Source organism: Mesorhizobium sp. M0998, assembly GCF_040318885.1.
Lineage (GTDB): Bacteria > Pseudomonadota > Alphaproteobacteria > Rhizobiales > Rhizobiaceae > Mesorhizobium.
In genome coordinates this window covers 248,975-270,917 of sequence record NZ_JAMYND010000001.1, presented here as the reverse complement: position 1 = coordinate 270,917, position 21,943 = coordinate 248,975, and the positions used below count along the sequence as shown (strand labels likewise).

The following is a 21,943-nucleotide window of genomic DNA, read 5'->3' as shown; positions in this document are numbered from 1 at the left end:
GGCGCCATGACGATGATCTTCGGGATACCCGTTCAGGCATTCCTCGGCCAATTGCTGGTCGGCCTCATCAACGGCTCGTTCTACGCAATGTTGAGCCTGGGCCTGGCTGTCATATTCGGCCTGTTGCGCGTCATCAATTTTGCCCACGGCGCGCTCTATATGCTCGGCGCCTTCGTCGGGTACCTGCTTCTCACCCGCTTCGGCATCGGCTACTGGCCGGCTCTGATCCTGTCGCCGCTGATCGTCGGCGGCTTCGGCGTCGTGGTCGAGCGCCTGGCGCTGTCGAGGCTTTACGACATCGACCCGCTTTACGGGCTGCTTTTCACCTTTGGCCTCGCGCTCGTGCTCGAAGGGGTGTTCCGTTACTACTATGGCGTATCGGGAAGTCCTTATTCCGTGCCGCCGCTGCTCTCCGGGGGAACCAATCTCGGCTTCATGTTCCTGCCCAATTATCGCGGCTGGGTGGTGGTCGCCTCGATGATCGTCTGTTTCGGCACCTGGGCGCTGATCGAGAAGACCAGGCTGGGCTCCTATCTGCGCGCGGCGACGGAGAACCCCGGCCTGGTGCAGGCTTTCGGCGTCAACGTGCCGTTGCTGCTGACCCTCACCTACGGCCTCGGCGCCGCTCTTGCCGGACTTGCAGGGGTTCTCGCCGCGCCGATCTATCAGGTGAGCCCGCTGATGGGATCTGACCTCATCATCGTCGTCTTCGCCGTCGTCGTGGTCGGCGGCATGGGATCGATCCTCGGGGCGATCGTCACCGGTTACATGCTTGGCCTCGCCGAAGGCCTGACCAAGGTCTTCTATCCCGAAGCCTCCAATCTGGTGGTCTTCGTCATCATGGCAATCGTGCTTCTGGTCCGGCCAGCCGGCCTGTTCGGAAGGGATGCCTGAGATGGCCGAACTGACACTTCGCGAGACGCGTGCCAAGAATTCGGCACGGCTTGAATGGGCGCTGGTCGGGCTCGGCATCCTGGCGCTGCTGGTGGCGCCTTTCTTCGTCTATCCGATCTTCCTGATGAAGATGCTGTGCTTTGCGCTGTTTGCCTGCGCGTTCAACCTTCTGCTCGGCTACACCGGGCTGTTGTCCTTCGGCCATGCGACATTCTTCGGCGGGGCGGCCTATTTCACCGCATACGCGGTCAAGGTCTGGGGCTGGCCACCGGAAGCGGGCATCCTGCTCGGTGTCCTAGGTGCCGCGCTGCTCGGCCTTGTGATGGGCTTCTTTGCCATCCGCCGGCAAGGCATCTATTTCGCCATGATCACGCTGGCGCTGTCGCAGATGTTCTTCTTCTTCTGCGTGCAGGCGCCGTTCACCGGAGGTGAGGACGGCATCCAGGGCGTGCCGCGCGGCAGGCTGCTTGGAATGCTCGACCTGAACGTCTCGATGAACATCTATTATTTCGTGCTGGCGGTCTTCCTGATCGGCGTGTTCGCCATCTGGCGCATCATCAACTCGCCTTTCGGCATGATCCTGCGTTCTATCCGGGAAAACGAGAGCCGGGCCATTTCGCTGGGCTATTCCGTCGCCAACTACAAGCTGGCGGCTTTCGTCATGTCGGCAACATTGGCCGGGCTGGCCGGCGCGCTCAAGGCGATCGTTTTTCAGTTTGCCACGCTCACCGACGTCACCTGGCAGATGTCGGGCGAGGTGATCCTGATGACGCTCCTCGGCGGCATCGGCACCATGGCCGGGCCGATCATCGGCGCCAGTCTGGTCGTCGGCCTGGAAAACATGCTCGCCACCTCGAACTTTCCGGTGACCATCGCCACCGGCCTGACCTTCATGGTCTGCGTGCTGGTTTTCCGGCGCGGTATTGTCGGTGAGGTCTATGCGCGGTTTCTCGGGCCAAAGGGTGACGCGAAAGACTGAACGGCTCAGTTCCGCCTCGCTAGGCGATGCGTAAGCCTTGCGCGTCGAGAAGCACGCAGCCCAGCGGGTCGAAGCAGACATCGACCGCTTCGCCTTCACGCAGCGGCTGGCCGTCGATCAACGTGTTGGCGCGCACCAGCGTGCCGGCGCCGATGTCGATCTCGTAGACCGCATTGCCGCCGAGATAGGAGGTCGAGGCGATCCGTCCCGCCAGCCTGTTGGCAGCACCGGCGGTACCGACGGTAAGCTTCTGCGGGCGAACGACGACGGTGACCACGCTGCCGGTCTCGAGCGCCTTCGGCGCGGCCGCCTTTACGATATGGCCGGTGGCCAGCGCGATCGTCGCCATCTTGCCGTCCATCACGGTCACGCTGCCGGGCAGCATGTTGGCCTTGCCCAGGAAATTGGCGACGAATGCGGTGGCCGGCTGGTCATAGACCTGCGCGGGGGAGCCGATCTGCTCGATCAGGCCGGCGTTCATCACGACGATGTGGTCGGACATCGACAAGGCTTCTTCCTGGTCGTGCGTCACGAAGATAGCAGTGATGCCCGTCTCCCTCTGGATTTTCTTGATCTCGACGCGCATGTCCTCGCGCATATTGGCGTCGAGCGCCGACAAGGGCTCGTCCAGCAGCAGCACTTCCGGCTCGAAGACGATGGCGCGGGCCAGTGCGATGCGTTGCTGCTGGCCGCCCGAGAGCTGTGACGGCAGCTTTGTCTCACTGCCGGGCAGCCGCACCATATCCAGCGCCTTCTTGACCCGGCGCACGATTTCCGGTTTCGGCACGTTTCGGTATTTCAGGCCGAATGCGACGTTGTCGAAGACGTTCTTGTGCGGAAAGAGCGCGTAGTTCTGGAACACCAGACCAATGTTGCGCTTATAGATCGGGATGTCGTCGACCCGCTTTCCGCCGATCGAGATCTGGCCACTGGAGATGTCGACCAGGCCCGCGATCGAGCGCAGGATCGTCGTTTTGCCGCACCCGGATGGCCCCAGCAAGGTGACGAAACTACCTTTGCGGATTGCCAGTGAAAAATCGCGCACAGCGGCGAACTTGCCGTAGAAAATATCGATGTCGCGAAACTCGACCGCAGGCTTTCCTATCGGCTGCCGCTCGCTCTGGGCGAGCGGGTCGCCATCAGCCCCGGCCGAAGCCGGCCGGGGCTGCTGGTCGTGGCTGTTGTCGTCATGCACCTTTCGACACCCTGTCCCATTGCTTGGTCCAGGCGTCTTCGTTCTTCGCCCAGTAGAGCGGATCGGCGAAGGTCAGCGATTTCATCGATCCAGTCGGGTCGAAGGCCGGAAGCGCCGCGATCTTGTCGGTCAGCTTCACCTTGGTGGGGTCAAGCGATGGCGGATAGTTCTGGCCCTCGGCGACGGCGATCGAGGTGGCAGGATCCAGCATGAAGTTGATCAGTTCCTCGCATTCGGCCATCGGCGAACCCTTGAGGACCAGCATGTCCTCCATCCACGCGTATGAGCCGGCAGGGTCGAGATAGCCGATCGGCTGGCCCTGCTGCTGCAGGGCGGCGACACGTCCTGACCAGGCGTCGGTGACAACGATCTCGTTTCGCGACAGGAGGTCCATGAGTTCCGCGCCGGAACTCCAGAACTTCTTGGCCAGGTCGCGGGTCTCGCGAACCTTGGCCCAGACCGCATCCATGTCCTGGATGTTGTTGGGGTCCTGTTTCGTCTGCAGTGCCGCATACCAGACGCGCGTCGTCATATCGGCATAGCCGCCGATCTTGCCGGCATATTTCGTGTCGGTAAGCAGGTTGGCGCCCTTTTCCTTGGCTTCCTCCGGCGAGATGACCTTGTTGTTGTAGGCGATGCCGGTGGTGCCGTAATCATATGGCACTGCCGACAGCTTCGGCGTGATCTTGCGGAACGGCTCGATCATGGCGGTCAGGACATTCGCCATGTTCGGAATGTTTGCCTCGTTGATCTCCGAATTGAAACCGCCATTGACGTATTTGATGTAGTAGTTGACGCCGGAAGAATGGACGATCTGGAAGTCGCCTGGTTTCGACGTCTTGATCTTGGTGATGATCTCGTTCTCGTCGCCAAAGGTGCCCTGGACGACCTTGACCTTGGACTTGGCGGTATAAGGCTGGAACGCGTACTTATCGATCGCCTCCTGCACCACGCCGCCCCATCCGTCGAAGCGCACTTCCGAAACCGCGGCCAGCGCCCGTCCCATCCAAGGCATGGAAAGCCCGGTGGCGGCGGCAGCGGCGGCCGTCAGCGTCAGGAATGATCGTCGGCTGATGTCGCCATTGGCATAGCGTTCGTTGAGCCGTTCCAGTCGTTTGGTGGTTGTCAGTTTCATTTCCATTCTCCCATTTTCCTTTCACTTGCCTGCCTTGAACCAGGTGAGGCTTTGCAGGATGAGCCCGCCAGCCAAGGGAATGCCGACCGTCAAAAGGATCATGACGGTTCCGAGCGCGTTCACCTCAGGGCTGATCGAGATCTTCAGCATCGAAAGGATTTGCGTCGGCATGGTCTCGACGCCCGCCGGCCGCCAGAACAGGCTGGCCGAGGTGTTGTCGAACGAAATGGTGAAAGCGAGCAGAACACTGACAAGCACTGCGGGAATGAGCAGCGGCAGCGTGATTTCGCGGAATGTCGACACGCGCGGCGCCCCGAGCGAAAGCGCCGCCTCCTCATAGGAACGTTTTATGCCGACCATGCGCGCCTGGACGATCAGCACCACGTAGGGGAGCGTGAGCAGAATGTGGCCGAGCACCAGCAGCGTCATGCTGCGCGGCTGGTCGACGGCTTTGATCATGACCAGCAGGCCGACGCCGAGTATCGTTTCGGGGACCAGCGCGGGAAGAATGACAAGCGTGTTGATCGCCTGCTTGCCACGGAACTCGAAGCGCACCAGCGCCAATGCCGCCATGATGCCGAGCAGCGTCGTCACCGTTGCCGTCACCAGGGCAATCCACATCGATGTCCGGAAGGCGTCGAGAACCGGCTCGTTGGTGAGCAGCTTTTCGTACCATCGCAGGCTGAAGCCGGTGAGGGGAAAGCCGCCGAACATCGAGGCGTTGAAGGAAAGCACGACCGTGGCGAGGATCGGCGCAAACATGAAGACGTAGACGCACACCGTGATCGCGCCGGTCAGCCGCCACGCCCATCTGCCTTCGCGATCGGGATGATCCGCTCTCATGCACCGAGGCCCTTCATGATCTGCGATAGGCCCATATAGCGGCTATAGGCGGCCGCGGCCGCGCCGAGCAGGACGAACAGGACGATGGAAAGCGTGGCGCCCATCGGCCAATTGAGCTGCCCCATGATGGTGTCGTAGATCAAGTTGCCGAACAGCGCATCGCGGCTGCCACCGAGCAGCTGCGGCGTCACATAGGAGCCGGCCGCCAGCACGAAGCAGAGCAGCAGCCCGGCGCCCAGCCCCGGCATCGATAGCGGCAGGGTCACTTCGCGAAACGCCTGCGCGCTGGTACAGCCCATCGAGCGGGCGGCGGCGATCAGCGTGCGGTCGATGCTTTCCAGGCTGACATAGACGTTCAGGATCATATAGGGCAGCAGAAAATGCAGCAGCCCCATGATGACGGCGCCCTCGGTGTAGAGCATCGGCAACGGCTCGTTGATAATCCCCAGCCTGATGAGCACGACGTTGATCAGCCCCTGTTCGCCGAGAATATGGATCCACGAGAATGTCCGGATGGTGAAGCTGATCCAGAACGGCACGATGAGCAGCAGCAACAACAGCCATTTGTGCCTGAAGGTCGTGGCCCAGATGAAATAGGCGGGGAAATAGCCAAGGATCGCGCAGATCACAGCGGTGATGGCGCCGACGCGAACGGTCTTCCAAAGAAAACCGTGATAGTAGCTGTCGGTGAGGAATTCCTTCCAGTTGTCGAAGGTCAGCACCGTCGACTCCACCCCCGCGGTGACGAAGGTGAAAAACGTGTAGACCGTCATCATCGCGATCGGCAGCAGCAGAAGCAGGGTAAGCAGTAAAAGCACAGGCGCGACGAGGACCCAGGCCAGTCGCTGATCGTATAATTTCCACCCTTTGGTCACGACCCGTCCAACCGCTTTATGTGCAAGCCGCCATCACCGGGCTCGGCTCCGGACTAGATTGGGCGATCGGCGTTCAGGTGTCCACTCTGCATATGGCTCCTGCACAAATTCTGTGCAAGGCCACCGCGCGACCCTCGCCCTGCCGGATTCAACAAATTGCCCGGCGTTCCGCATGCACATTGATTAAATCAGATATCCCGATATACAGGGTAATTTCGGATATGGATTTACATGGGCCGGGCAATTTCATGAGTCGCAATTTTCTGGTGATTGAACCTGAGGAAGGCATTGCCGTGCTCAAGGGGCTTGCCTCCTCGGCGCGGATCTCGATGCTGAAACTGCTGCATGAGAAGGGGCCGATGAATGTCAACGAAATCGCCGCCGTGCTGTCGCTTCCGCAGTCGACCGTCTCGACCAACATCCAGGTGCTGGAGGATGCGGGGCTGATCCGCACCGAGAACCTGAAAGCGAAGAAAGGCAGTCAGAAAATCTGTTATCCGACGGCGGAAGAAGTGCTCGTCGTGTTCAAGAGCGAATATCGTGCGGTCAAGAACGACGCGATCGAAGTGTCGATGCCGATCGGGCTTTATACCGGCTTCGAGGTTACCGCGCCCTGCGGCCTTTGCTCGCCGGACGGCATCATCGGTCTGCTCGATGTGCCGAACACTTTCCTCGATCCGGACCGCATGAAAGCCGGTCTGCTATGGTTCACGCGCGGTTTTGTCGAATACCAGTTCCCCAACAATGCCAAGCTCGCCAATGCCGAGATCACCGGACTCGAAGTTGCGATAGAGCTGTCTTCGGAAGTGCCGGGCACCAGCGCCGATTGGCCCTCGGACATCACGCTGACGATCAATGGCGTCGATGTCGGCACCTGGACGTCGCCGGGGGATTTCGGCGACAAGCGCGGCGTCTTCACGCCCTCCTGGTGGAAGCTCAAGGGCTCGCAATACGGTAAGCTGAAGAACTGGCGAATTGCCAATGACGGCACCCATGTCGACGGCCTCAGGATTTCCGAAACCGGCCTCGCCGCACTCGATCTGAAGAGCCATCATTCAATCCGCGTCCGTATCGGCGTCAAGGACGACGCCAAGCGCCCCGGCGGGATCAATATTTTCGGCAAGGGCTTTGGAAATTACGACCAGGACATCCTGCTCAGGATCAAAACTGGTTGATATCATGAAACCGGGTTCTGAAGATAACGCAGCAATTTCAACTATCTGGCTTTCTGCTGTGCCAAAGCGTTCGTCTAATTGTGCTACATTTGGGTATTTTGGCTTGACGAAGGGCTGCCAATTCCTCTTTGATATCGGGCAAGATGATTTAAATCATCGTTTGTGATATCGATGGGAGGAATGCATGAAGGCAGCCGTTACGGCTCATCCGCACTATGTTGTCTCGGAAATCGATCCGAGGCTCTACGGATCCTTCATCGAGCATCTGGGGCGGGCAGTTTACACTGGCATCTATGAGCCCGGCCATCCGACAGCGGATGCCAACGGCATGCGTCAGGACGTCATCGACCTCGTCAGGGAACTCAATGTTCCGATCGTCCGCTACCCCGGCGGCAATTTCGTCTCGGCCTACAATTGGGAAGACGGCATTGGCCCCAAGGAACAGCGCCCAGTGCGCCTCGACCTCGCCTGGCACACGTCGGAAAGCAACGAAGTCGGCCTGCATGAATTTGCCGATTGGTGCACCTCCGCCAACACCGAGATGATGCTTGCCGTCAATCTCGGCTCGCGCGGCCTCGATGAAGCCCGCAACCTGCTGGAGTACGCCAACCATCCCGGCGGCAGCAAATGGAGCGACAGGCGCATCGCCAACGGCCGCAAGGAGCCGTTCGACGTCAAGCTCTGGTGCCTCGGCAATGAAATGGATGGCCCCTGGCAGATCGGCCACAAGACCGCGGACGAGTATGGCCGGCTGGCGCATGAGACGGCCAAGGCCATGCGTGCCTTCTCTAAGTCACTTGAGCTGGTGGTCTGCGGCTCTTCGAATGCCAAGATGCCGACCTACCCTGAATGGGAAGCGACGGTTCTCGACCATACCTACAACGAGGTCGACTACATCTCGCTGCACATGTATTTCGACAACGAAGCCAACGACGCTCCGAACTATCTCGCCATGAGCGAAAAGCTCGACGACTACATTGTCTCGGTCGCCGGCGTCATCGAGTATATCAAGGCCAAGAAGCGCTCCAACAAGCAGGTCTACATCTCGTTCGACGAATGGAACGTCTGGTACCATTCCAAGGAGCAGGACAGGAAGATACTCGGCGGCAGCAACGGCTGGCCGTTCGCCCCGCCGTTGCTCGAAGACATCTATAATTTCGAGGATGTGCTGCAGGTCGGCCTGATCCTCAACACCTTCATCCGCCGTTCCGATGTCGTCAAGATCGCCTGCCTGGCACAACTGGTCAATGTCATCGCGCCGATCATGACCGTTCCGAATGGCCCGGCATGGCGGCAGACGATTTTTTATCCCTATCTGTTTGCTTCTAACTATGGTCGCGGCAATGCGCTGGATCTCAAGGTGGAAAGCCCGACCTACAAATCCAGCGTTGCGGGCGACGTCGCTTATGTCGATGTTGCCGGCGTGCACGACAGGCAAACCGGCCACGTCACCTTCTTCGCGGTCAACCGCCATTCGAGCGAGGCAATCGAAACAGTGGTCGACCTCACCGGCTTCGGCGCGGCGGAGATCGTCGATCACCAGGTGATGGCACACGCCGATCTGAAAGCCGTCAATTCGGCCGAAAACCCTGGCAATGTCGGCCCCAGGAAGGGCGAGGGCGCCTCGCTCGCCAGCGGCAAGCTGAGCCTGTCACTGCCGCCCTATTCCTACCAGGTCATACGCCTGAGGCTCTGAGTTCAGGCGGATCATCGAGAAAGCGCAAACGCTGAGGAGGAGCGTCGACGTGACGGCCGATATCGAGATCAGGAACGTGAGCAAGCAGTTCGGTGCCATGACGGTGCTGGATCATCTGTCGCTCTCCATAAGGGCACGCGAATTCATCGTGTTCCTGGGCCCGTCCGGCTGCGGAAAATCGACGCTTCTTCGAATGATTGCCGGGCTCGAAGCTGTCGATAGCGGCGAGATTGCCATCAACAACGAGCGCATCGATCATCTGCCACCGGGCAAGCGCGGCATTGCCATGGTGTTCCAGTCCTATGCGCTTTATCCGCATATGACGGTGCGCGACAACATGGCCTTCGGGCTTGCGAATATCGGCGTACCAGGCAAGGTCATCGAGGCGCGCATCAACGAAGCCGCCCGCATCCTCGAAATGCCGCATCTGCTCGATCGCAAGCCGGGCCAGCTCTCCGGCGGCCAGCGCCAGCGCGTCGCCATCGGCCGTGCGATCGTCAAGGAGCCGAAGGCCTTTCTGTTCGACGAGCCGCTTTCCAATCTCGATGCGGCGTTGCGCACCCGCACCCGCATCGAGCTTGCCCAGCTTCACCAGCGGCTGCAATCGACGATGATCTTCGTCACTCATGACCAGGTCGAGGCCATGACGCTGGCCGACCGCATCGTCGTCATGAACAATCGCAAGATCGACCAGATCGGTACGCCGATGGAGATCTACGAACGCCCGGCGACCAAATTCGTCGCGGGTTTCGTCGGCGCGCCGGCGATGAACTTCGTCGATGCGACGCTTGACAGATCCGGCGAGAACGCCACGGCCAGGTTTGCGGACGGCGTCTCGGTGCAGACCGAGATCGCCTCCAGCCAACTGACCGATGGCAAGTACACTTTCGGCATCCGTTCTGAAGACGTGCGCATCGTTGCCGCCGGACAGGGCAATGCCGGCGGCGTGGTCGATGTGCTCGAGCGGCTCGGCGAACGCACCCTGATCTACGCGCGGCTGGGCGATGGCCAGCAGATCGTCGGCTCGGATGCCGGCAACAGCCGCGTCGCCGTCGGCGACAGAATCGGGCTCGCCTTTGACGGCCAGAAATCGCATCTGTTCAACGAGACCGGCCGCGCCTGGCATGCGAGGGAGGCCTGAGATGGCTGACCGGCTGGCGATGTCCCCAACCGCGACACTTGCTGTCGGCGTCAGAGCCCCTACCGCCGACATCTATGCGCCGCAATGGCGAAACGTCATTTTCGTTGCGCCATTCTTGTTCTTCTTCACCACGCTGCTGCTCTTCCCGCTGCTCTGGGGGATGTGGCTGAGTTTCCACAAGGCCGACACGTTCTCGTCCGGAAATTTTGTCGGTCTCGGCAATTACGCCAGGCTGTATCACGACAAGGTCTTCCTGCAATCGATCTGGAACACCTTCTATTTCGTGCTTCTGACGGTGCCGACGCTGGCGCTGATCGGCCTTTTCCTGGCGCTTTGCCTCAACCGCCGCACGCGCACTGCCGCGGTTTTGCGGACGCTGTTCTTTTCCTCGTCGGTGCTGTCGGTCACCATCGTCACGCTGATCTGGCGCATCGTCTTCATTCCGAATGTCGGCCTGTTGTCGACGATCTACGGATGGTTCGGCGCAACGGCTCCGGCCTTCATTTCCGACCCCAGCCTTGCGATGATCGGCATCGCCATTGCCACCATCTGGTGGTGCATCGGCCTGCCGATGATGCTCTTTCTCTCGGCGCTCCAGCAGATTCCACAGGATATTTACGAGGCGGCAGCGCTGGACAATGCCAATCGCTGGCAGACGCTACGCTCGATCACGCTGCCGTCGATCAAGCGGACCTTCATCCTGGTGATCATCATCCAGATCGTGCTGCAATTCCAGCTGTTCGGCCAGGCCTGGCTGATGACGCGCGGCGGTCCGAACAACCTGACCAAGCCGATCGTGCTCTACATCTACGATACCGCATTCCGTCGCTGGGATCTCGGCCTGGGCGCCGCGGCATCGGAAATCCTGTTCATCCTCATCCTGGTCGCGGCCATGGCCCAGTACCTGGTGACACGCAGCAGGGGAGACCAGGCATGAGCGCCACAGCAGCTTCCATCAAGGGCCGGGCATTTGGCGACCATTTGTTATTGGCCCTGGTCATCCTGCTTTCGATCGTCATGATCGCGCCGGTTCTGTGGGTCATCGGCCTGTCACTCAAGGACAATACGGAGCTGATGGCCGATCCGAATTCGGTGTTTCACGCGCCCTATACGCTGAAGAACTATATCAACACCGTCGGCACCTCGTCGGTGTTCATCTGGGTGCGCAACAGCATCATCGTCTCGGGCGGATTGACGCTCGGCACGTTGATCCTGTCATCGCTCGCCGGCTACGGCTTTGCACGGCTGAATTTCCCCGGCCGAGACGTGCTGTTCGTGATCGTGCTGTTCGGCCTGGCGGTCCCGGAACAGGCCGTGCTTGTCGCCCGTCACCAGATCTTCAGCATGCTGAAGTTCCACAACACCTATCAAGGGCTCATCCTGCCGGGCCTTTCAGCTCCGTTCGGCGTCTTCCTGATGACCCAGTATTTCAAGGCCATCCCGAAGGAGCTGGACGAAGCCGCCATGCTCGATAACGCCAGCCGGCTCAGGATTTTCTGGAAGGTGCTTCTGCCGCTCACGCTGCCTGCGCAGGCGACGCTCGGCATCTTCACCTTTCTCGGCGCGTGGAACGACTACTTCTGGCCGCTGATTTCGGCGACGAAGAAGGACATGTTCACGCTGACGGTCGGCATGGCCTCGACCCAGACCAACTTCGCCCAGTCCGAAGGCATCGGCTTCCTGATGGCGCAGGCGGTGTTCGCCGGTGCACCGATCCTGATCGTCTACCTGTTCTTCCAGAAATACATCGTCACGGCGGTCTCCGGCGCTGCGGTGAGATAACGAAGATTGCCTGACGGCCGGGGGAATGCGCAGCAATTGAAGCACGAAAGCCAATCCAGGGTGGAGCGGCGGAAACTCAGTAGGAGGAACTGATATGAAACTGAAGAAAATACTGTTTGCCGCAGTCTCTGCGGGCGCAATGATGCTCGCAAGTCCAAGCTTCGCGGCCACGGAGCTGAGCGTGCAGCGCTTTTTCGGCGCCTGCGATGCCGATTTCGGCACCAACACCGATGCCACCAAGGCCGTTGGCGAATGCGGCATCATCACCTCGCTAATCAACAAGTTCAACGCCGACAATCCCGATGTCCATGTCAACGTCACCACCGTGGAATGGCCCGGCTATGATCAGCTGACCGCGCAGTTCGCTTCAGGCGACGCTCCGGACATCGTCACGATCCATGAATCCGTACTGTCGGATTATCAGTCGAAGGGCCTGTTGATGCCGCTCGACGATCTCTTGAAGTCGGTCGGCGTGACACCCGACGCCTTCACCGACGCGGCGCGCAATGGCGCCACCAAAGACGGCAAGATCTATGGCCTGCCGATCGACAGCTGGACGATGCTCTACCACGTCAACATGGATCTTTTCAAACAAGCCGGCCTCGTCAATGCCGACGGCACGCCGATTTTTCCAAAGTCGCCCGAGGAACTGCTCGCCCAGGCCGAACAGTTCAAGCAGAAGACGGGCAAGCCTTATTTCGTTCAGAACCTGACCAATGAGACTGCACTCTACACACGCAACCTCTACACCTATCTTTTCCAGCAGGATTCCGATTTCTTTGCCGATCCGAAGCACGTGAAGTTGAATACGCCGGAAGCCAAGAAGGTCGTCGAGATGTACAAGGCGATCTTCGAGAAGGGCTACACCACCAAGGATCTCGATTATGGCGGCTCGATAAACGCCTTCCTTGCCGGCGAGGGTGGCGTCCACCTTAACGGCACCTGGGTGGTCGGCGATTACAACGCCCAGTCCGAGACCAAGGGTACGGCGCTCAACAAGGGCGGCTATGCGGTCTATCCGTATCCGCAGCTGTTTGGCGGCGCCCATGCGCAATATGCCGACGGCCACACTTGGGCCGTTTCGCAGAAAGACCGCACGCCTGAACAGATCGCGGCCATCGGTAAATTCCTGAAGTTCTTCGCCGACAACGACTTCGAATGGTCACGCACCGGTCACCTGCCGGCCTATAAGGCCGTCATCACCTCGGACGCCTTCAAGGCCCTGCCGCATCGCAACACGATCTCTGCGGTCGCCGATCTCGGCAGGCCGCTGCCGTCCGCCGTACAGCGTCAGTTTGCGATCCAGGACATTATCGGCGAAGAGATGAGTGCAGCAATCAGTGGCCAGAAGGACGTCGACACCGCCCTTGCCGACATGGAAAGCCGCGTCAACGAATTGCTCGCCAACATTTGATCACGGGTTTCGAAAGGCCCCTCCCAAGGCCCCCCGCGGCTGGAAACGGCCGCGGGTTTTTGGTGAGGCAGTGATTATTGTCCTCGAATTGCGCGACTTGCCGGTGGCGACCGGGTCAAACACGCCAACCACGGCGCCGCAACCTCGGCAGCAGCCGACGCAAGCCCTGGCCGGAGGATTCGGTTAGAACGCCGCGGCCATGGGCATTGCGACCTTGTTGGGGATCTGGATGTCGATCTCCAATCTCGACGTCGTTTCGCCGTGATCCATGCTCACCTGCAGGAAATCCTGGTCGACCTGAACATGCCGGGCGATCACCGCCATGATCTCCTCGCGCAACACCGAGACGAGATCGGGCTGGTTGCGGCTTTGACGCTCGTAAGCCAACAGCAGTTGCAAGCGCTCGCGCGCCACCGGCGCGCTGCCGCGGCGCTTGAAGATATCGAGCAGGTTCATGCTGCCCTCCTTCCCAACAGCCGGTCGAGGAGGCCCCTCCGCTCGAAAGGCAGAATGACCGGCAGGTCCTCGCCCTCGAGTCTTCTTGCCGCGTCGATATAGGCGCGTGCGGCGGGGTTAGTGTTTTCGCTGAGCGTAACCGGCGCGCCCACATTGGATGCGCGCAGCACGTCCTGGCTCTCGGGAATTATTCCCAGCAAGGGCGTCGACAGGATCTCGAGCACGTCATCGATGCTCAGCATCTCGCCGCGGGCAGCGCGCGCAGCATCGTAGCGCGTGACGAGGACGTGTTTGACAATCGATTCACCTTGCTCGGCTTTCATCGTTCTAGAGTCGAGCAGGCCGATGATGCGATCGGAATCTCGGACCGAGCTCACTTCCGGGTTGGTGACGATTACCGCCTCGTCGGCAAAGCGCATGGCAAGTTGCGCGCCCCGCTCTATGCCGGCTGGGCTGTCGCAGAAGACGTAGTCGAAAACCGATCGCAGCTTGTCGATGACATCGGCGACGCCTTCCTCGGTGAGAGCATCCTTGTCGCGCGTTTGCGAGGCCGGCAGCAGGAACAGCGTTTCGAGTCGCTTGTCACGGATCAGCGCCTGCGAAAGCTTGGCGGTTCCCTGAATGACGTTGACGATATCGAAAACAACGCGCCGCTCGGCACCCATGATCAGATCGAGGTTGCGCAGGCCGACGTCGAAATCGACGAGAGCCACCCGCTTGCCGGTTTTCGCGACCGCGGCGCCGAGAGCGGCCGTCGAGGTCGTCTTGCCGACACCCCCTTTGCCGGATGTGACAACCACTACCTTGCCCATATTTGTGCCTCCAATGTTGTTAGTTGAGCGGTGCGACGCAAAGTGCGCCGTCCTCGAGAAAGGCCTGTACCGGCCTTCCTCGCGAGGAGGCGTCCATCTCCTCGGCAGTGCGGTACCAGCCGTCCACCGCCAGAAGTTCGGCTTCGTTTTTCCGGCAAAAGATGCGAGCCGCGGAATTTCCCGTGGCGCCGGCGAACGCACGTCCACGCAGCGTGCCGTAGACGTGGATCGATCCTCCGGCGACGATCTCGGATCCGGAACTGACGGAGCCGACAATGACCACATCGCCATCGGGATGAAAGATCGACTGGCCGGAGCGGATCGGTGCCTTGATCATCAATGAGTTCGGCGCCTGCGGCTCTTCCGTCTTGGCCTCAGCTGCGGCCTTCGGGTCCGGCTGCACGTAAAGCGCGTCGGCGGTGGCCTCCTTGGCGCCAACGAGGAGCGGCGGCAGATCGGCATCGAGCGCTACATTGCCATCGGCCTCGATCGCGTAGATGCGAATCCCGCGCTCCGCGAGCTGTAAGACCAGATCCCGCATCTCGCCCACCTCGGGCTTGAGTATATTCAGATCGAGCACGACCGGGCGGCCGGCAAAGAAGCCGGGGGAGTTTTCGGTCCAGTGATCGAGGCTTTGCAGCCATTCCCCTAGCGGGGCCTCAGGGGTGAGGGTGAAGGCTACAAACGAGCGCGCTCGAAAGCGTATGGACTTGTTTTGGATGGGAGCGACGCAGGTCACAGAGGCGAGTCCTTACTGATTGGTTAAGGCTAGCCCGGCATGGTTAACGAAAAGTTAATGGCGGCTTCCCGAGGCGTTGGCGGAGGCATTCTTTTTGTCCCTGATCGTCCCGGCGGCGCCCTGCTTCCGGTGCACGACGAGGTCCTCCTCGCGGCTGCCTGGAGGCGCCTCCAGTTCACGAGGTCGGCCGACCGGTATATTGTTGCCGGAACGGCGGGCCTATTAAGGAGTTATCGATTTGACAAGTGTTGCCAAGGGGCCTGTGGCGGATCGCGGTCGCGCTACCTATGACCTTGGCGCGACCGCCATCTTTGCTTCCAAATCAGACGCGCGCTTTCACTATTGCCTGTATGTGCCTCCCGCGGTTGGGAAAGGGGCCAAAGTCGATCTGATGGTCGCTGTCCATGGCACCGGCCGCACCTCTTTTCTTGGATTCCGCGACGCGTTTTCCGAGTTCGGACGCTGGAACGGCTGCGCCGTTTTGTGTCCGCTGTTTCCAATCGGCGTTCTCGGGGATGATGCCCGCAGCGGGTACAAATATTTGCTCGAGGGCAACATACGCTACGATCAGGTGCTGCTCGCCATGGTTGAGGAGGTCAGCGCCAAATACAGGCAGGATTGGAGCCGCTTTGCCATGTTCGGATTTTCCGGCGGCGGGCATTTCACGCATCGTTTTGCTATCCTGCATCCCGACAGGCTCTGGGCGGCCTCAATCGGCGCGCCAGGCTCGGTGACCTTGCTCGATCCGACGCATGACTGGTGGGTGGGCATTCGCGATCTGCCCGAGAAGTTCGGCATCACCTTCGATGCCGCAGCGCTGGCAAAAGTGCCTTTCCAGATGATCGTCGGCGACGCTGACCTGGAGACTTGGGAAATCACTCATGTCCAAGGCAGCACCCATTGGATGCCAGGCGCCAACGATGCCGGGCGAACACGGCCGGAACGCCTCATGGCATTGTGTCGATCGTTCGAGGAGGCGGGTGCGCGCGTGCGCTTCGATTTGCTGCCAGGCATATCTCATGAACGGGACGCGGTTCTCGATTCGGTCAAGGATTTCCTCGCCCAACAACTCAAGGAACGAGGGAGCGCCTCACGATGAATTCGTTGCGCCCCAGCCCGTGAAGAGATTATCGCAATCAAAACCCGACCACGTCGACCGCATCCAACCGCGATCTGCTGGCAGTGCGTAACGACTAGAGCAACGCTTCGTATTGATCGCCAATCTTGTCGACTGTGAAATCCACCGCCCTGTCTTTCAGCACGGCAGCAGGGGTGGGGTGGTCCAGCGTCTCGGCCATCGCCTTCGCCAGGGCCGCGGCGTCACCGACCGACACCAAGGTGCCGAAGCGGCCGTCACCGAGTATTTCGCGCGGGCCATGCGGAGCATCGGTGGAGATTACGGGGACACCGGCGGCCATGGCCTCGACCAAGACGTTGCCAAAGCCTTCGCTCGTGGATGTAAGGACGAACAGATCGGCTGCGGCGTAACAGGCTGCGGGATCGTTGACGTAGCCGGCAAAGAGTACGTCCTGGCCAATGCCGATCTGCTCGGCACAGGCGTGCAATTCGGCAGCCAGCGGACCTTCGCCGAAGATGACAAGCCGGGCAGGGCGGCCGGCGCGCAGGGCAGCGAAGGCCCGCAGCAAAGTCCGGTGGTCCTTGACCGGCACCAGGCGTCCCGCGGTGGCGATGACCGGGCCATCGCCCATCGCCGCCAACGCTGCCTGCCAGGCATAGGAATTCCTCTGCGGTGCTACAGCTGGCGGCAGCGGGTTATTGATGACGACAACCTTCGATTCGGGGAAGCCTCGGGCGATGATGTCACGGCCGACACCCGCCGAAACGGCGATGGCTTTGGTTGCGCGCGCTGCAACCAGCGCGGAAAGCCAGATCGCCAGCCTGGCGCCGAGGCCGCTGGCAGGCAGCGAGGCCGCGGCATGGAAGCTTGGAAAGAATTTTGCCCGGCTTCTGGCCAACATGAGTGACAGCGCCATCACCAGATTGGCGAATTCCGGGGCGCTATAGACCGCATCAGGATCAAGGCGGCGGAACAAATTTGCGCTTCGCACGATGCCTTTCAGCGTCGCCGACTTGGCGTAACCCTCGCCGCGCAAGGGAAGGCCGAAGTCGACCAGATGCACGGCAGCGGAACGCAGCGCGGCGTTAGGGCCTTCCGCGTTCCAGGTAAAAAGCGTGACCTCGTGGCCACGCGATGCCAGTTCATTTGCCATCAGGACGAAAACACGTTCGGCGCCGCCGCCCCTCAGGCTGGCGATGTGGAAAACGATGCGCTTCACCATGCCTTGCTTCAGGCTCGGCTGGCGGCAACGCCTGATCGGTTCGGCGGCCGGCGCATGTCGCGGATGATGCCCATGCCGATGGCCAGCAGCATCCCCAGGGCAAAGCCTGCGAACGCTCCGGCGCCTGCCACCAGGGCAGTGCGCGGGGGCCATGAGCGCGCGGGCGGGGGCACCGCGGTCGAAATCACCTGTACGTTTGTGGTGTCGATCTGCTCGCGCTCGCTGATTTGGCGCGCACGTGACAGGAAGCTCTCATAGACCGCTCTCTTGGACGCGGCATCGCGTTCAAGTTCACGCAGGGCGACTTCGGATTCGCTGTCGGTGAATACATTGCTCTTCAGATCGTTCATCCTGGCGTTGAGAGAAGCCAACGAGGCCCTGGCCTTGTCCAGGCTGGCCTTTGCCGTGCCGACGGTGCGGGAGAACTCGGCCCGGAGTTGCGAGTTGACGGTCTCGAGTTCCGTCCTGAGCCTGACAATCGTCGGGTGGCGCGGACCGAAGGTCATCGACTGTGAGTCGATCTGCTGCCGCAGGCTGTTTGACCTGTCGCGCAGCGCAGCGAGCGCTTCCGAAACCGTGGGGTCGGGATTGGCCCCGTTGATACCGGAGGCAACCAGGGCGTCGTAGCTTGCCTGCGCGGCGATGACACGCGATTGCGCATCGACGATTTCGCCATTGAGCTGCGTCAGCGTCTGCGAACTGACGAGCTGGCCATTGCTGGACGACAGGTTGTGGCTGCGCCTGTAGCTCTCGACCTTCTCTTCGGCTGCCTGCACGTCGCTCTTGAGTTGGCCAAGCCGGCTGTCAAGGGCAGCCGCGGCACGGCTGGCGCCGGCAGCTTCGGCCTTAGCCAGTTCTTCCTGGAAGTTTTTGACTATGGCCTGCGAGATCAGGATCGCCTTGGCGGTGGTTTCCGCAGATACCGAGAGGGTTGTGACAAACGAGGTCGGATCCGCGATGGCGTCTACCCGGTCCGCCAGGTTCTTCAAGGCGATGAGCCTCGGGTCGGGCTTCGCCACAGCGCCGGACGAGGATGTGCTCCGGTCTGGATCGAAAAACTCCGGATCGTGAGTCAGGTTCAGTTCGTCCACCACACGGGAAAGCACGTTGCCCGAGGTCAGGATGCGCTGCTTGCTGCGCGTGCTGAGCAACTGGCTATCGACCTGGCCCGGTTGCGAGTAGAGGTCGTTTTCCACAACCTGCAAATTGGATGGGTTGATGAGGACCTCGGTCGTGACGGTGTAACGCTGCTTGCTCAGCAATGCATAGGCGCCGCCGACAATGCCGCCGACTACCGCCAGCATGAAGGCCAGGGCGAGGCCGGCCCGCAGCCAGACGAACAGACGCCGAAAATCGAGCTCAAGGAAATCGCCGATCTTGTCCAGGGTCACCGTTGCGACAGGCTCTGGAGGTTGCGGCGTCACCGGCGCGGAGCTTAGCCCCGCGACTGGGCCATGCTGTTGCAGCAATGCCCTGCGCCGTGCATTGGCGATACGCTCGAATGCACTGTTATTGGAAGCCGTCGCGGAGATAGGGGGTGTGCCGGAACCGGCAGACATGGTGACAACCCTTGTTAAATCATTACGCTTGGCCTGCTCTACAGAAACATCGTTAACATCTTATTTTCCAAGTTGGCCCATTTTACCGCTCTCGCTGTCCGTCCGGCGGACGTTGAAGGGGTCTCGTTGCCCGGAATGCTGTTTGAATACCTTCACCTGGATGGGCCATGAGCTATCCCGCTGCCGCATCGGAACGATTGTTGCCCAGTCGAGCGCGCCGTGAGAACGCGCTGTCGCTGCTGTTTTTCCTATGCGCCGCCTTCGCGCTCCTGCTTCGCTTTACGGTGTCGCCGCAGGTGATGAACATGGTCGTCGACTATACGGCCCAGGGGGGCTCGTTCTACGAGAAGCTGCATTTCGGCACCTATGCGATCTTCCTGGTCCTTGCCGTCGTTCTTTTCAGCCGACCGTTTCTGCTGCAGGGCGACGAAATTGGGATATTCAAAGCGTTGATTCGCTTTTCGGTGCTGATGTTCGCGCTGGTGCCCTATCTGTTCGTCACCGGCCGTGCGGGCTCCTCCGGGTTCATCATCGATTCTTATCTGGTGGCCGGCGCCGCAGGCCTGTTGATGCTGGCCTTGAACGCGGAAGTGCGGCGGGCGTTGGGCGACGTCGTGCTTGGAATGGTGATCCTCAGCGCTGTGCTCGGCACGATCGAAGCGGTGACTCAACATCGATTTATGCCTTACGGTCTCAACGAACTGCAGTTCAGGCCAATTGGCCTATCGGCGCACCCGCTGGCGCTAGGCGCGCTCTGCGCCACAGCCATCGGATTCGTGCCGCTGACGCGCTGGCGCATATGGGTGCGGGTGGCATCGATTCTCGTGTTGCTCGTCGGTTGTGCTGCGTCAGGCGCTCGCGCCGCCCTGATGCTCGCAGCGGGAGAAACCCTCATTCTGCTGCTGTTCGTGCCTTGGCCGCGCCTGACTCTCAAGCACCAGCGGCAGGCCAAGTCCGTGGTGCTGCTGTTCGCCCTGGTGAGCGGCGCAGTGCTGGTGGCCATACTATTCTCGGGCGGGCTGCTGAATCGATTCGGCAACACGATCTTTGACGAGAATTTCATGGCGCGGGTGACGATCTACCAGATATTCGGACTTGTTAGCTGGAAAGACATCCTGTTTGGCATGAACGTCGACGACCTCCTGGCGATCGTCAAAGAGAAGCTGCATCTGCCCTATATCGAGAGCGCTCCGGTGGTCATCACCATGCTCTTCGGCTTGCCGATAGCCGTGCTCTTCATAGTGCTGGTATTCTGGTTCATTTTTCGGCTGCTGCGCGCGGCGCCGCTGCCGGCATGGATCGGCACCATGACATTCCTGTTTGCTGCGCTGTCGAACAACGCGCTCTCGTCAAAAGCGCCGGATATTACGACTATCGTGGTGTTGCTGCTTGCCTATAGAAACGTGCCGTATAGAAACCAGCCGAAGAGCACGTCTTCGACCGCTGTCGCATCCGAGCCGAAACTGGATCGGCTTGGATAAGCGCAGGCTCCAGACGCATCAGCCGGCGCTATCCACAACCTCGACATTGCCTGCGCGATTGAGCGTGTGGATGCCCGCCCGCGCCCATGCCGGTCCTGGGCCGATCGGGTGGGGCGGTGCAAACAGGACATCGAAGTCGTCAAGGCGATCCAACCGCATCAATCCCAGGCCGCCGCCATAGGCTCTAGACCCGTTTTGCACGGGCAGCAGCAAAGCGTCGCCCTGGCGGATGAAAGCGCCGCCCGGCCGAGTGGCCGAGTGATCGACGGCGACGGGATTGAGCGCGTGCGCAGCCCACGGCCCACGCAGCGCCGGGGCGGAATAGACGGCCATCGTGTCGGACGCGCTGCCGTAACCGAACCGCTCCGTCCCCAACAGCCAGAAACGGCCGTCGGATTCGAGCAGCGTGGCGTCGTTGAAATCCCTGTCCGTCATCAGCACCGTATCGCGTACCCAGCGATCCGGAAACTGCACGGCACGGTAGAGCACCAGTTCTCGCGCCGTAGCGCTTTCAGGGATCATGAAAATCTCGCCGGAGTGAGCGAACACCTGCGGATATGACAGGTGATGCGCTTCGTCCAGCACCACTTTCGGCACGCCGAAAGTGCCGTCGGTGCCAAGTTCAGCGACGGAAATCACCCCGCGGCCGGTGGAGTAGGGAAACTCCTCGACAAACAGAAAATGACGGCCGTCGCGCTCGAGAACGAACGGATCGGCGTAGAAGCGCTGCCCGTCATCGGCAAGCACGGTGAAGGGCTTACCATCCAGCTGTCCGGTTTCGGCGACGCCTGGACCGTCGATCAGCCGATAAGCAACCTGCCAATAGAAGGGGCGCCGACCACGTCGCAGTTTTTGCACGGCGCGGTCGACTAACCCCCTGCCGAAAAAGGGCAGATAGTGCCCGATAAATCCGCCTTTCTGCAGGGGCGGCGCCGGGCTCTCGGCAATCGGCGCAAGTTTGCCCGCGGAAAAGCGGGCGACACATTGGGCAATCAGGGAGATGGCGCCGGCGAGCAGGTCGTTGCTGGTTCGGGACAGCCACAACCGGTCGCTGATCATCGGCCGCGCCCTTGCGACGGCAACGCCGTCGAGGCGCGCGGTGAGTTCGGGCAGCCGCCCGCTCGCCAGCATCTCGGTCATGCCTGCGGCAAAGCTGCTTTGGCCGCAAAATTCGAGCGTCAGGACAGGCGTGCCGCGTCGTGCGGCGGTAGCCGTGAGATCGACTATAAGATCGACTGGGCCGGTGTCGCCGGACGGCAACGGCCGGGAACGGCTTGCCAGTGAGGGGCCGAAGCGCCGGCCCTCGAGCGCCAGCACATTATCCATCGTGCGCGCATTGGGTTCAGGCGTCGGCGCGCGGCAACTCGAAACCGCATGTCCAGCCGCACTCAACCGCGCCAGAAGCTCATTTTCCCAGCGCCGGGATGTGTCGGCGTGGCCGATGATTAAAATATTAGTCAATCCAAT

The 21,943-nt window shown here is 60.8% G+C and carries 20 protein-coding genes; 10 read left to right on the top strand and 10 right to left on the bottom strand.

The window, feature by feature from the left end:
• The first annotated feature begins 6 nt into the window (after positions 1 to 6).
• Both NKH59_RS01395 and NKH59_RS01390 read left to right on the top strand, forming a co-directional pair.
• Complete coding sequence (locus tag NKH59_RS01395) at positions 7 to 894, top strand: branched-chain amino acid ABC transporter permease (RefSeq protein ID WP_352501369.1); 888 nt, start codon at positions 7 to 9, stop codon at positions 892 to 894.
• A 1-nt stretch (position 895) separates the two neighbouring features.
• Complete coding sequence (locus NKH59_RS01390; RefSeq protein ID WP_352501368.1) at positions 896 to 1,873, top strand: branched-chain amino acid ABC transporter permease; 978 nt, start codon at positions 896 to 898, stop codon at positions 1,871 to 1,873.
• Positions 1,874 to 1,892: 19 nt separating this feature from the next.
• On the opposite strand, the gene NKH59_RS01385 is transcribed toward NKH59_RS01390, so the two are convergent.
• The 4 genes from NKH59_RS01385 to NKH59_RS01370 are packed head-to-tail and all read right to left on the bottom strand — an operon-like array spanning position 1,893 to position 5,921.
• A complete protein-coding gene (locus NKH59_RS01385) occupies positions 1,893 to 3,068 on the bottom strand; it encodes an ABC transporter ATP-binding protein (protein WP_352472489.1) in 1,176 nt (391 codons plus the stop codon).
• Positions 3,061 to 4,203 carry an extracellular solute-binding protein gene (locus NKH59_RS01380; RefSeq protein ID WP_023675643.1) on the bottom strand — a complete coding sequence of 381 codons (1,143 nt, stop codon included), beginning with the start codon at positions 4,201 to 4,203 and terminating at the stop codon, positions 3,061 to 3,063. Before NKH59_RS01380 ends, NKH59_RS01385 begins: the two co-directional genes overlap by 8 nt.
• 21 nt (positions 4,204 to 4,224) lie before the next feature.
• Complete coding sequence (locus NKH59_RS01375) at positions 4,225 to 5,046, bottom strand: ABC transporter permease (RefSeq protein WP_353020664.1); 822 nt, start codon at positions 5,044 to 5,046, stop codon at positions 4,225 to 4,227.
• The gene (locus NKH59_RS01370; RefSeq protein WP_353020662.1) at positions 5,043 to 5,921 is read right to left on the bottom strand and encodes an ABC transporter permease; all 879 of its coding nucleotides are present in this window, start codon (positions 5,919 to 5,921) and stop codon (positions 5,043 to 5,045) included. Before NKH59_RS01370 ends, NKH59_RS01375 begins: the two co-directional genes overlap by 4 nt.
• 248 nt (positions 5,922 to 6,169) lie before the next feature.
• Between NKH59_RS01370 and NKH59_RS01365 the strand changes: the two genes are divergently transcribed.
• The 6 genes from NKH59_RS01365 (at position 6,170) to NKH59_RS01340 (ending at position 13,129) form a co-directional block, all read left to right on the top strand.
• Positions 6,170 to 7,096: an ArsR/SmtB family transcription factor gene (locus tag NKH59_RS01365; RefSeq protein WP_352472493.1), complete on the top strand. Its 927-nt coding sequence runs from the start codon at positions 6,170 to 6,172 to the stop codon at positions 7,094 to 7,096.
• Between the two features lie 184 nt (positions 7,097 to 7,280).
• The gene (gene arfA, locus NKH59_RS01360) at positions 7,281 to 8,792 is read left to right on the top strand and encodes an arabinosylfuranosidase ArfA (RefSeq protein ID WP_352501363.1); all 1,512 of its coding nucleotides are present in this window, start codon (positions 7,281 to 7,283) and stop codon (positions 8,790 to 8,792) included.
• A 49-nt stretch (positions 8,793 to 8,841) separates the two neighbouring features.
• The gene (locus tag NKH59_RS01355; RefSeq protein ID WP_352449658.1) at positions 8,842 to 9,933 is read left to right on the top strand and encodes an ABC transporter ATP-binding protein; all 1,092 of its coding nucleotides are present in this window, start codon (positions 8,842 to 8,844) and stop codon (positions 9,931 to 9,933) included.
• 19 nt (positions 9,934 to 9,952) lie between these two features.
• Entirely contained in the window at positions 9,953 to 10,870 is a 918-nt protein-coding gene (locus tag NKH59_RS01350) for a carbohydrate ABC transporter permease (protein WP_502893759.1), read from the top strand.
• Entirely contained in the window at positions 10,867 to 11,715 is an 849-nt protein-coding gene (locus NKH59_RS01345) for a carbohydrate ABC transporter permease (RefSeq protein WP_031211878.1), read from the top strand. The genes NKH59_RS01350 and NKH59_RS01345 overlap by 4 nt, the downstream gene beginning before the upstream one ends.
• A gap of 94 nt (positions 11,716 to 11,809) precedes the next feature.
• Complete coding sequence (locus NKH59_RS01340) at positions 11,810 to 13,129, top strand: ABC transporter substrate-binding protein (protein WP_353020659.1); 1,320 nt, start codon at positions 11,810 to 11,812, stop codon at positions 13,127 to 13,129.
• A 183-nt stretch (positions 13,130 to 13,312) separates the two neighbouring features.
• Here NKH59_RS01340 and minE read toward each other — a convergent pair whose 3' ends face one another.
• The 3 genes from minE to minC are packed head-to-tail and all read right to left on the bottom strand — an operon-like array spanning position 13,313 to position 15,136.
• Positions 13,313 to 13,585 (bottom strand): cell division topological specificity factor MinE, encoded by a 273-nt coding sequence (minE, locus tag NKH59_RS01335; protein ID WP_353020657.1) that lies wholly within the window; start codon positions 13,583 to 13,585, stop codon positions 13,313 to 13,315.
• Entirely contained in the window at positions 13,582 to 14,397 is an 816-nt protein-coding gene (minD, locus tag NKH59_RS01330; protein WP_023677152.1) for a septum site-determining protein MinD, read from the bottom strand. The genes minE and minD overlap by 4 nt, the downstream gene beginning before the upstream one ends.
• 19 nt (positions 14,398 to 14,416) lie before the next feature.
• On the bottom strand, positions 14,417 to 15,136 hold the full coding sequence (gene minC / locus NKH59_RS01325) for a septum site-determining protein MinC (protein ID WP_352472500.1): 720 nt from the start codon (positions 15,134 to 15,136) through the stop codon (positions 14,417 to 14,419).
• Positions 15,137 to 15,374: 238 nt separating this feature from the next.
• Between minC and NKH59_RS01320 the strand changes: the two genes are divergently transcribed.
• The gene (locus tag NKH59_RS01320) at positions 15,375 to 16,235 is read left to right on the top strand and encodes an alpha/beta hydrolase (RefSeq protein ID WP_353020655.1); all 861 of its coding nucleotides are present in this window, start codon (positions 15,375 to 15,377) and stop codon (positions 16,233 to 16,235) included.
• Positions 16,236 to 16,329: 94 nt separating this feature from the next.
• On the opposite strand, the gene NKH59_RS01315 is transcribed toward NKH59_RS01320, so the two are convergent.
• Together NKH59_RS01315 and NKH59_RS01310 are read right to left on the bottom strand one after the other, a co-directional pair.
• Positions 16,330 to 17,436, bottom strand: a complete 1,107-nt coding sequence (locus NKH59_RS01315; RefSeq protein ID WP_353020654.1) for a glycosyltransferase — start codon at positions 17,434 to 17,436, stop codon at positions 16,330 to 16,332.
• Positions 17,437 to 17,444: 8 nt separating this feature from the next.
• Positions 17,445 to 18,995, bottom strand: a complete 1,551-nt coding sequence (locus NKH59_RS01310; protein ID WP_352778519.1) for a GumC family protein — start codon at positions 18,993 to 18,995, stop codon at positions 17,445 to 17,447.
• A 167-nt stretch (positions 18,996 to 19,162) separates the two neighbouring features.
• On the opposite strand from NKH59_RS01310, the gene NKH59_RS01305 reads away from it, so the two are divergent.
• Positions 19,163 to 20,476 carry a VpsF family polysaccharide biosynthesis protein gene (locus NKH59_RS01305; protein ID WP_353020653.1) on the top strand — a complete coding sequence of 438 codons (1,314 nt, stop codon included), beginning with the start codon at positions 19,163 to 19,165 and terminating at the stop codon, positions 20,474 to 20,476.
• Positions 20,477 to 20,494: 18 nt separating this feature from the next.
• Here the strand turns inward: NKH59_RS01305 and NKH59_RS01300 are convergent, their stop codons facing one another.
• On the bottom strand, positions 20,495 to 21,937 hold the full coding sequence (locus tag NKH59_RS01300) for a glucosamine inositolphosphorylceramide transferase family protein (protein WP_353020652.1): 1,443 nt from the start codon (positions 21,935 to 21,937) through the stop codon (positions 20,495 to 20,497).
• Between the last annotated feature and the right edge of the window lie 6 nt (positions 21,938 to 21,943).

Excerpts from the sequence above, each read along its gene's own strand:
- NKH59_RS01395 (WP_352501369.1), top strand. The coding sequence starts at position 7 with ATGACGATGATCTTCGGGATACCCGTTCAGGCATTCCTCGGCCAATTG.
- NKH59_RS01380 (WP_023675643.1), bottom strand. The coding sequence starts at position 4,203 with ATGAAACTGACAACCACCAAACGACTGGAACGGCTCAACGAACGCTAT.
- NKH59_RS01350 (WP_502893759.1), top strand. The coding sequence starts at position 9,953 with ATGTCCCCAACCGCGACACTTGCTGTCGGCGTCAGAGCCCCTACCGCC.
- NKH59_RS01315 (WP_353020654.1), bottom strand. The coding sequence starts at position 17,436 with ATGGTGAAGCGCATCGTTTTCCACATCGCCAGCCTGAGGGGCGGCGGC.
- minE (WP_353020657.1), bottom strand. The coding sequence starts at position 13,585 with ATGAACCTGCTCGATATCTTCAAGCGCCGCGGCAGCGCGCCGGTGGCG.
- NKH59_RS01305 (WP_353020653.1), top strand. The coding sequence starts at position 19,163 with ATGAGCTATCCCGCTGCCGCATCGGAACGATTGTTGCCCAGTCGAGCG.
- NKH59_RS01310 (WP_352778519.1), bottom strand. The coding sequence starts at position 18,995 with ATGTCTGCCGGTTCCGGCACACCCCCTATCTCCGCGACGGCTTCCAAT.
- NKH59_RS01390 (WP_352501368.1), top strand. The coding sequence starts at position 896 with ATGGCCGAACTGACACTTCGCGAGACGCGTGCCAAGAATTCGGCACGG.
- NKH59_RS01365 (WP_352472493.1), top strand. The coding sequence starts at position 6,170 with ATGAGTCGCAATTTTCTGGTGATTGAACCTGAGGAAGGCATTGCCGTG.
- NKH59_RS01340 (WP_353020659.1), top strand. The coding sequence starts at position 11,810 with ATGAAACTGAAGAAAATACTGTTTGCCGCAGTCTCTGCGGGCGCAATG.
- minD (WP_023677152.1), bottom strand. The coding sequence starts at position 14,397 with ATGGGCAAGGTAGTGGTTGTCACATCCGGCAAAGGGGGTGTCGGCAAG.
- arfA (WP_352501363.1), top strand. The coding sequence starts at position 7,281 with ATGAAGGCAGCCGTTACGGCTCATCCGCACTATGTTGTCTCGGAAATC.
- NKH59_RS01375 (WP_353020664.1), bottom strand. The coding sequence starts at position 5,046 with ATGAGAGCGGATCATCCCGATCGCGAAGGCAGATGGGCGTGGCGGCTG.
- NKH59_RS01345 (WP_031211878.1), top strand. The coding sequence starts at position 10,867 with ATGAGCGCCACAGCAGCTTCCATCAAGGGCCGGGCATTTGGCGACCAT.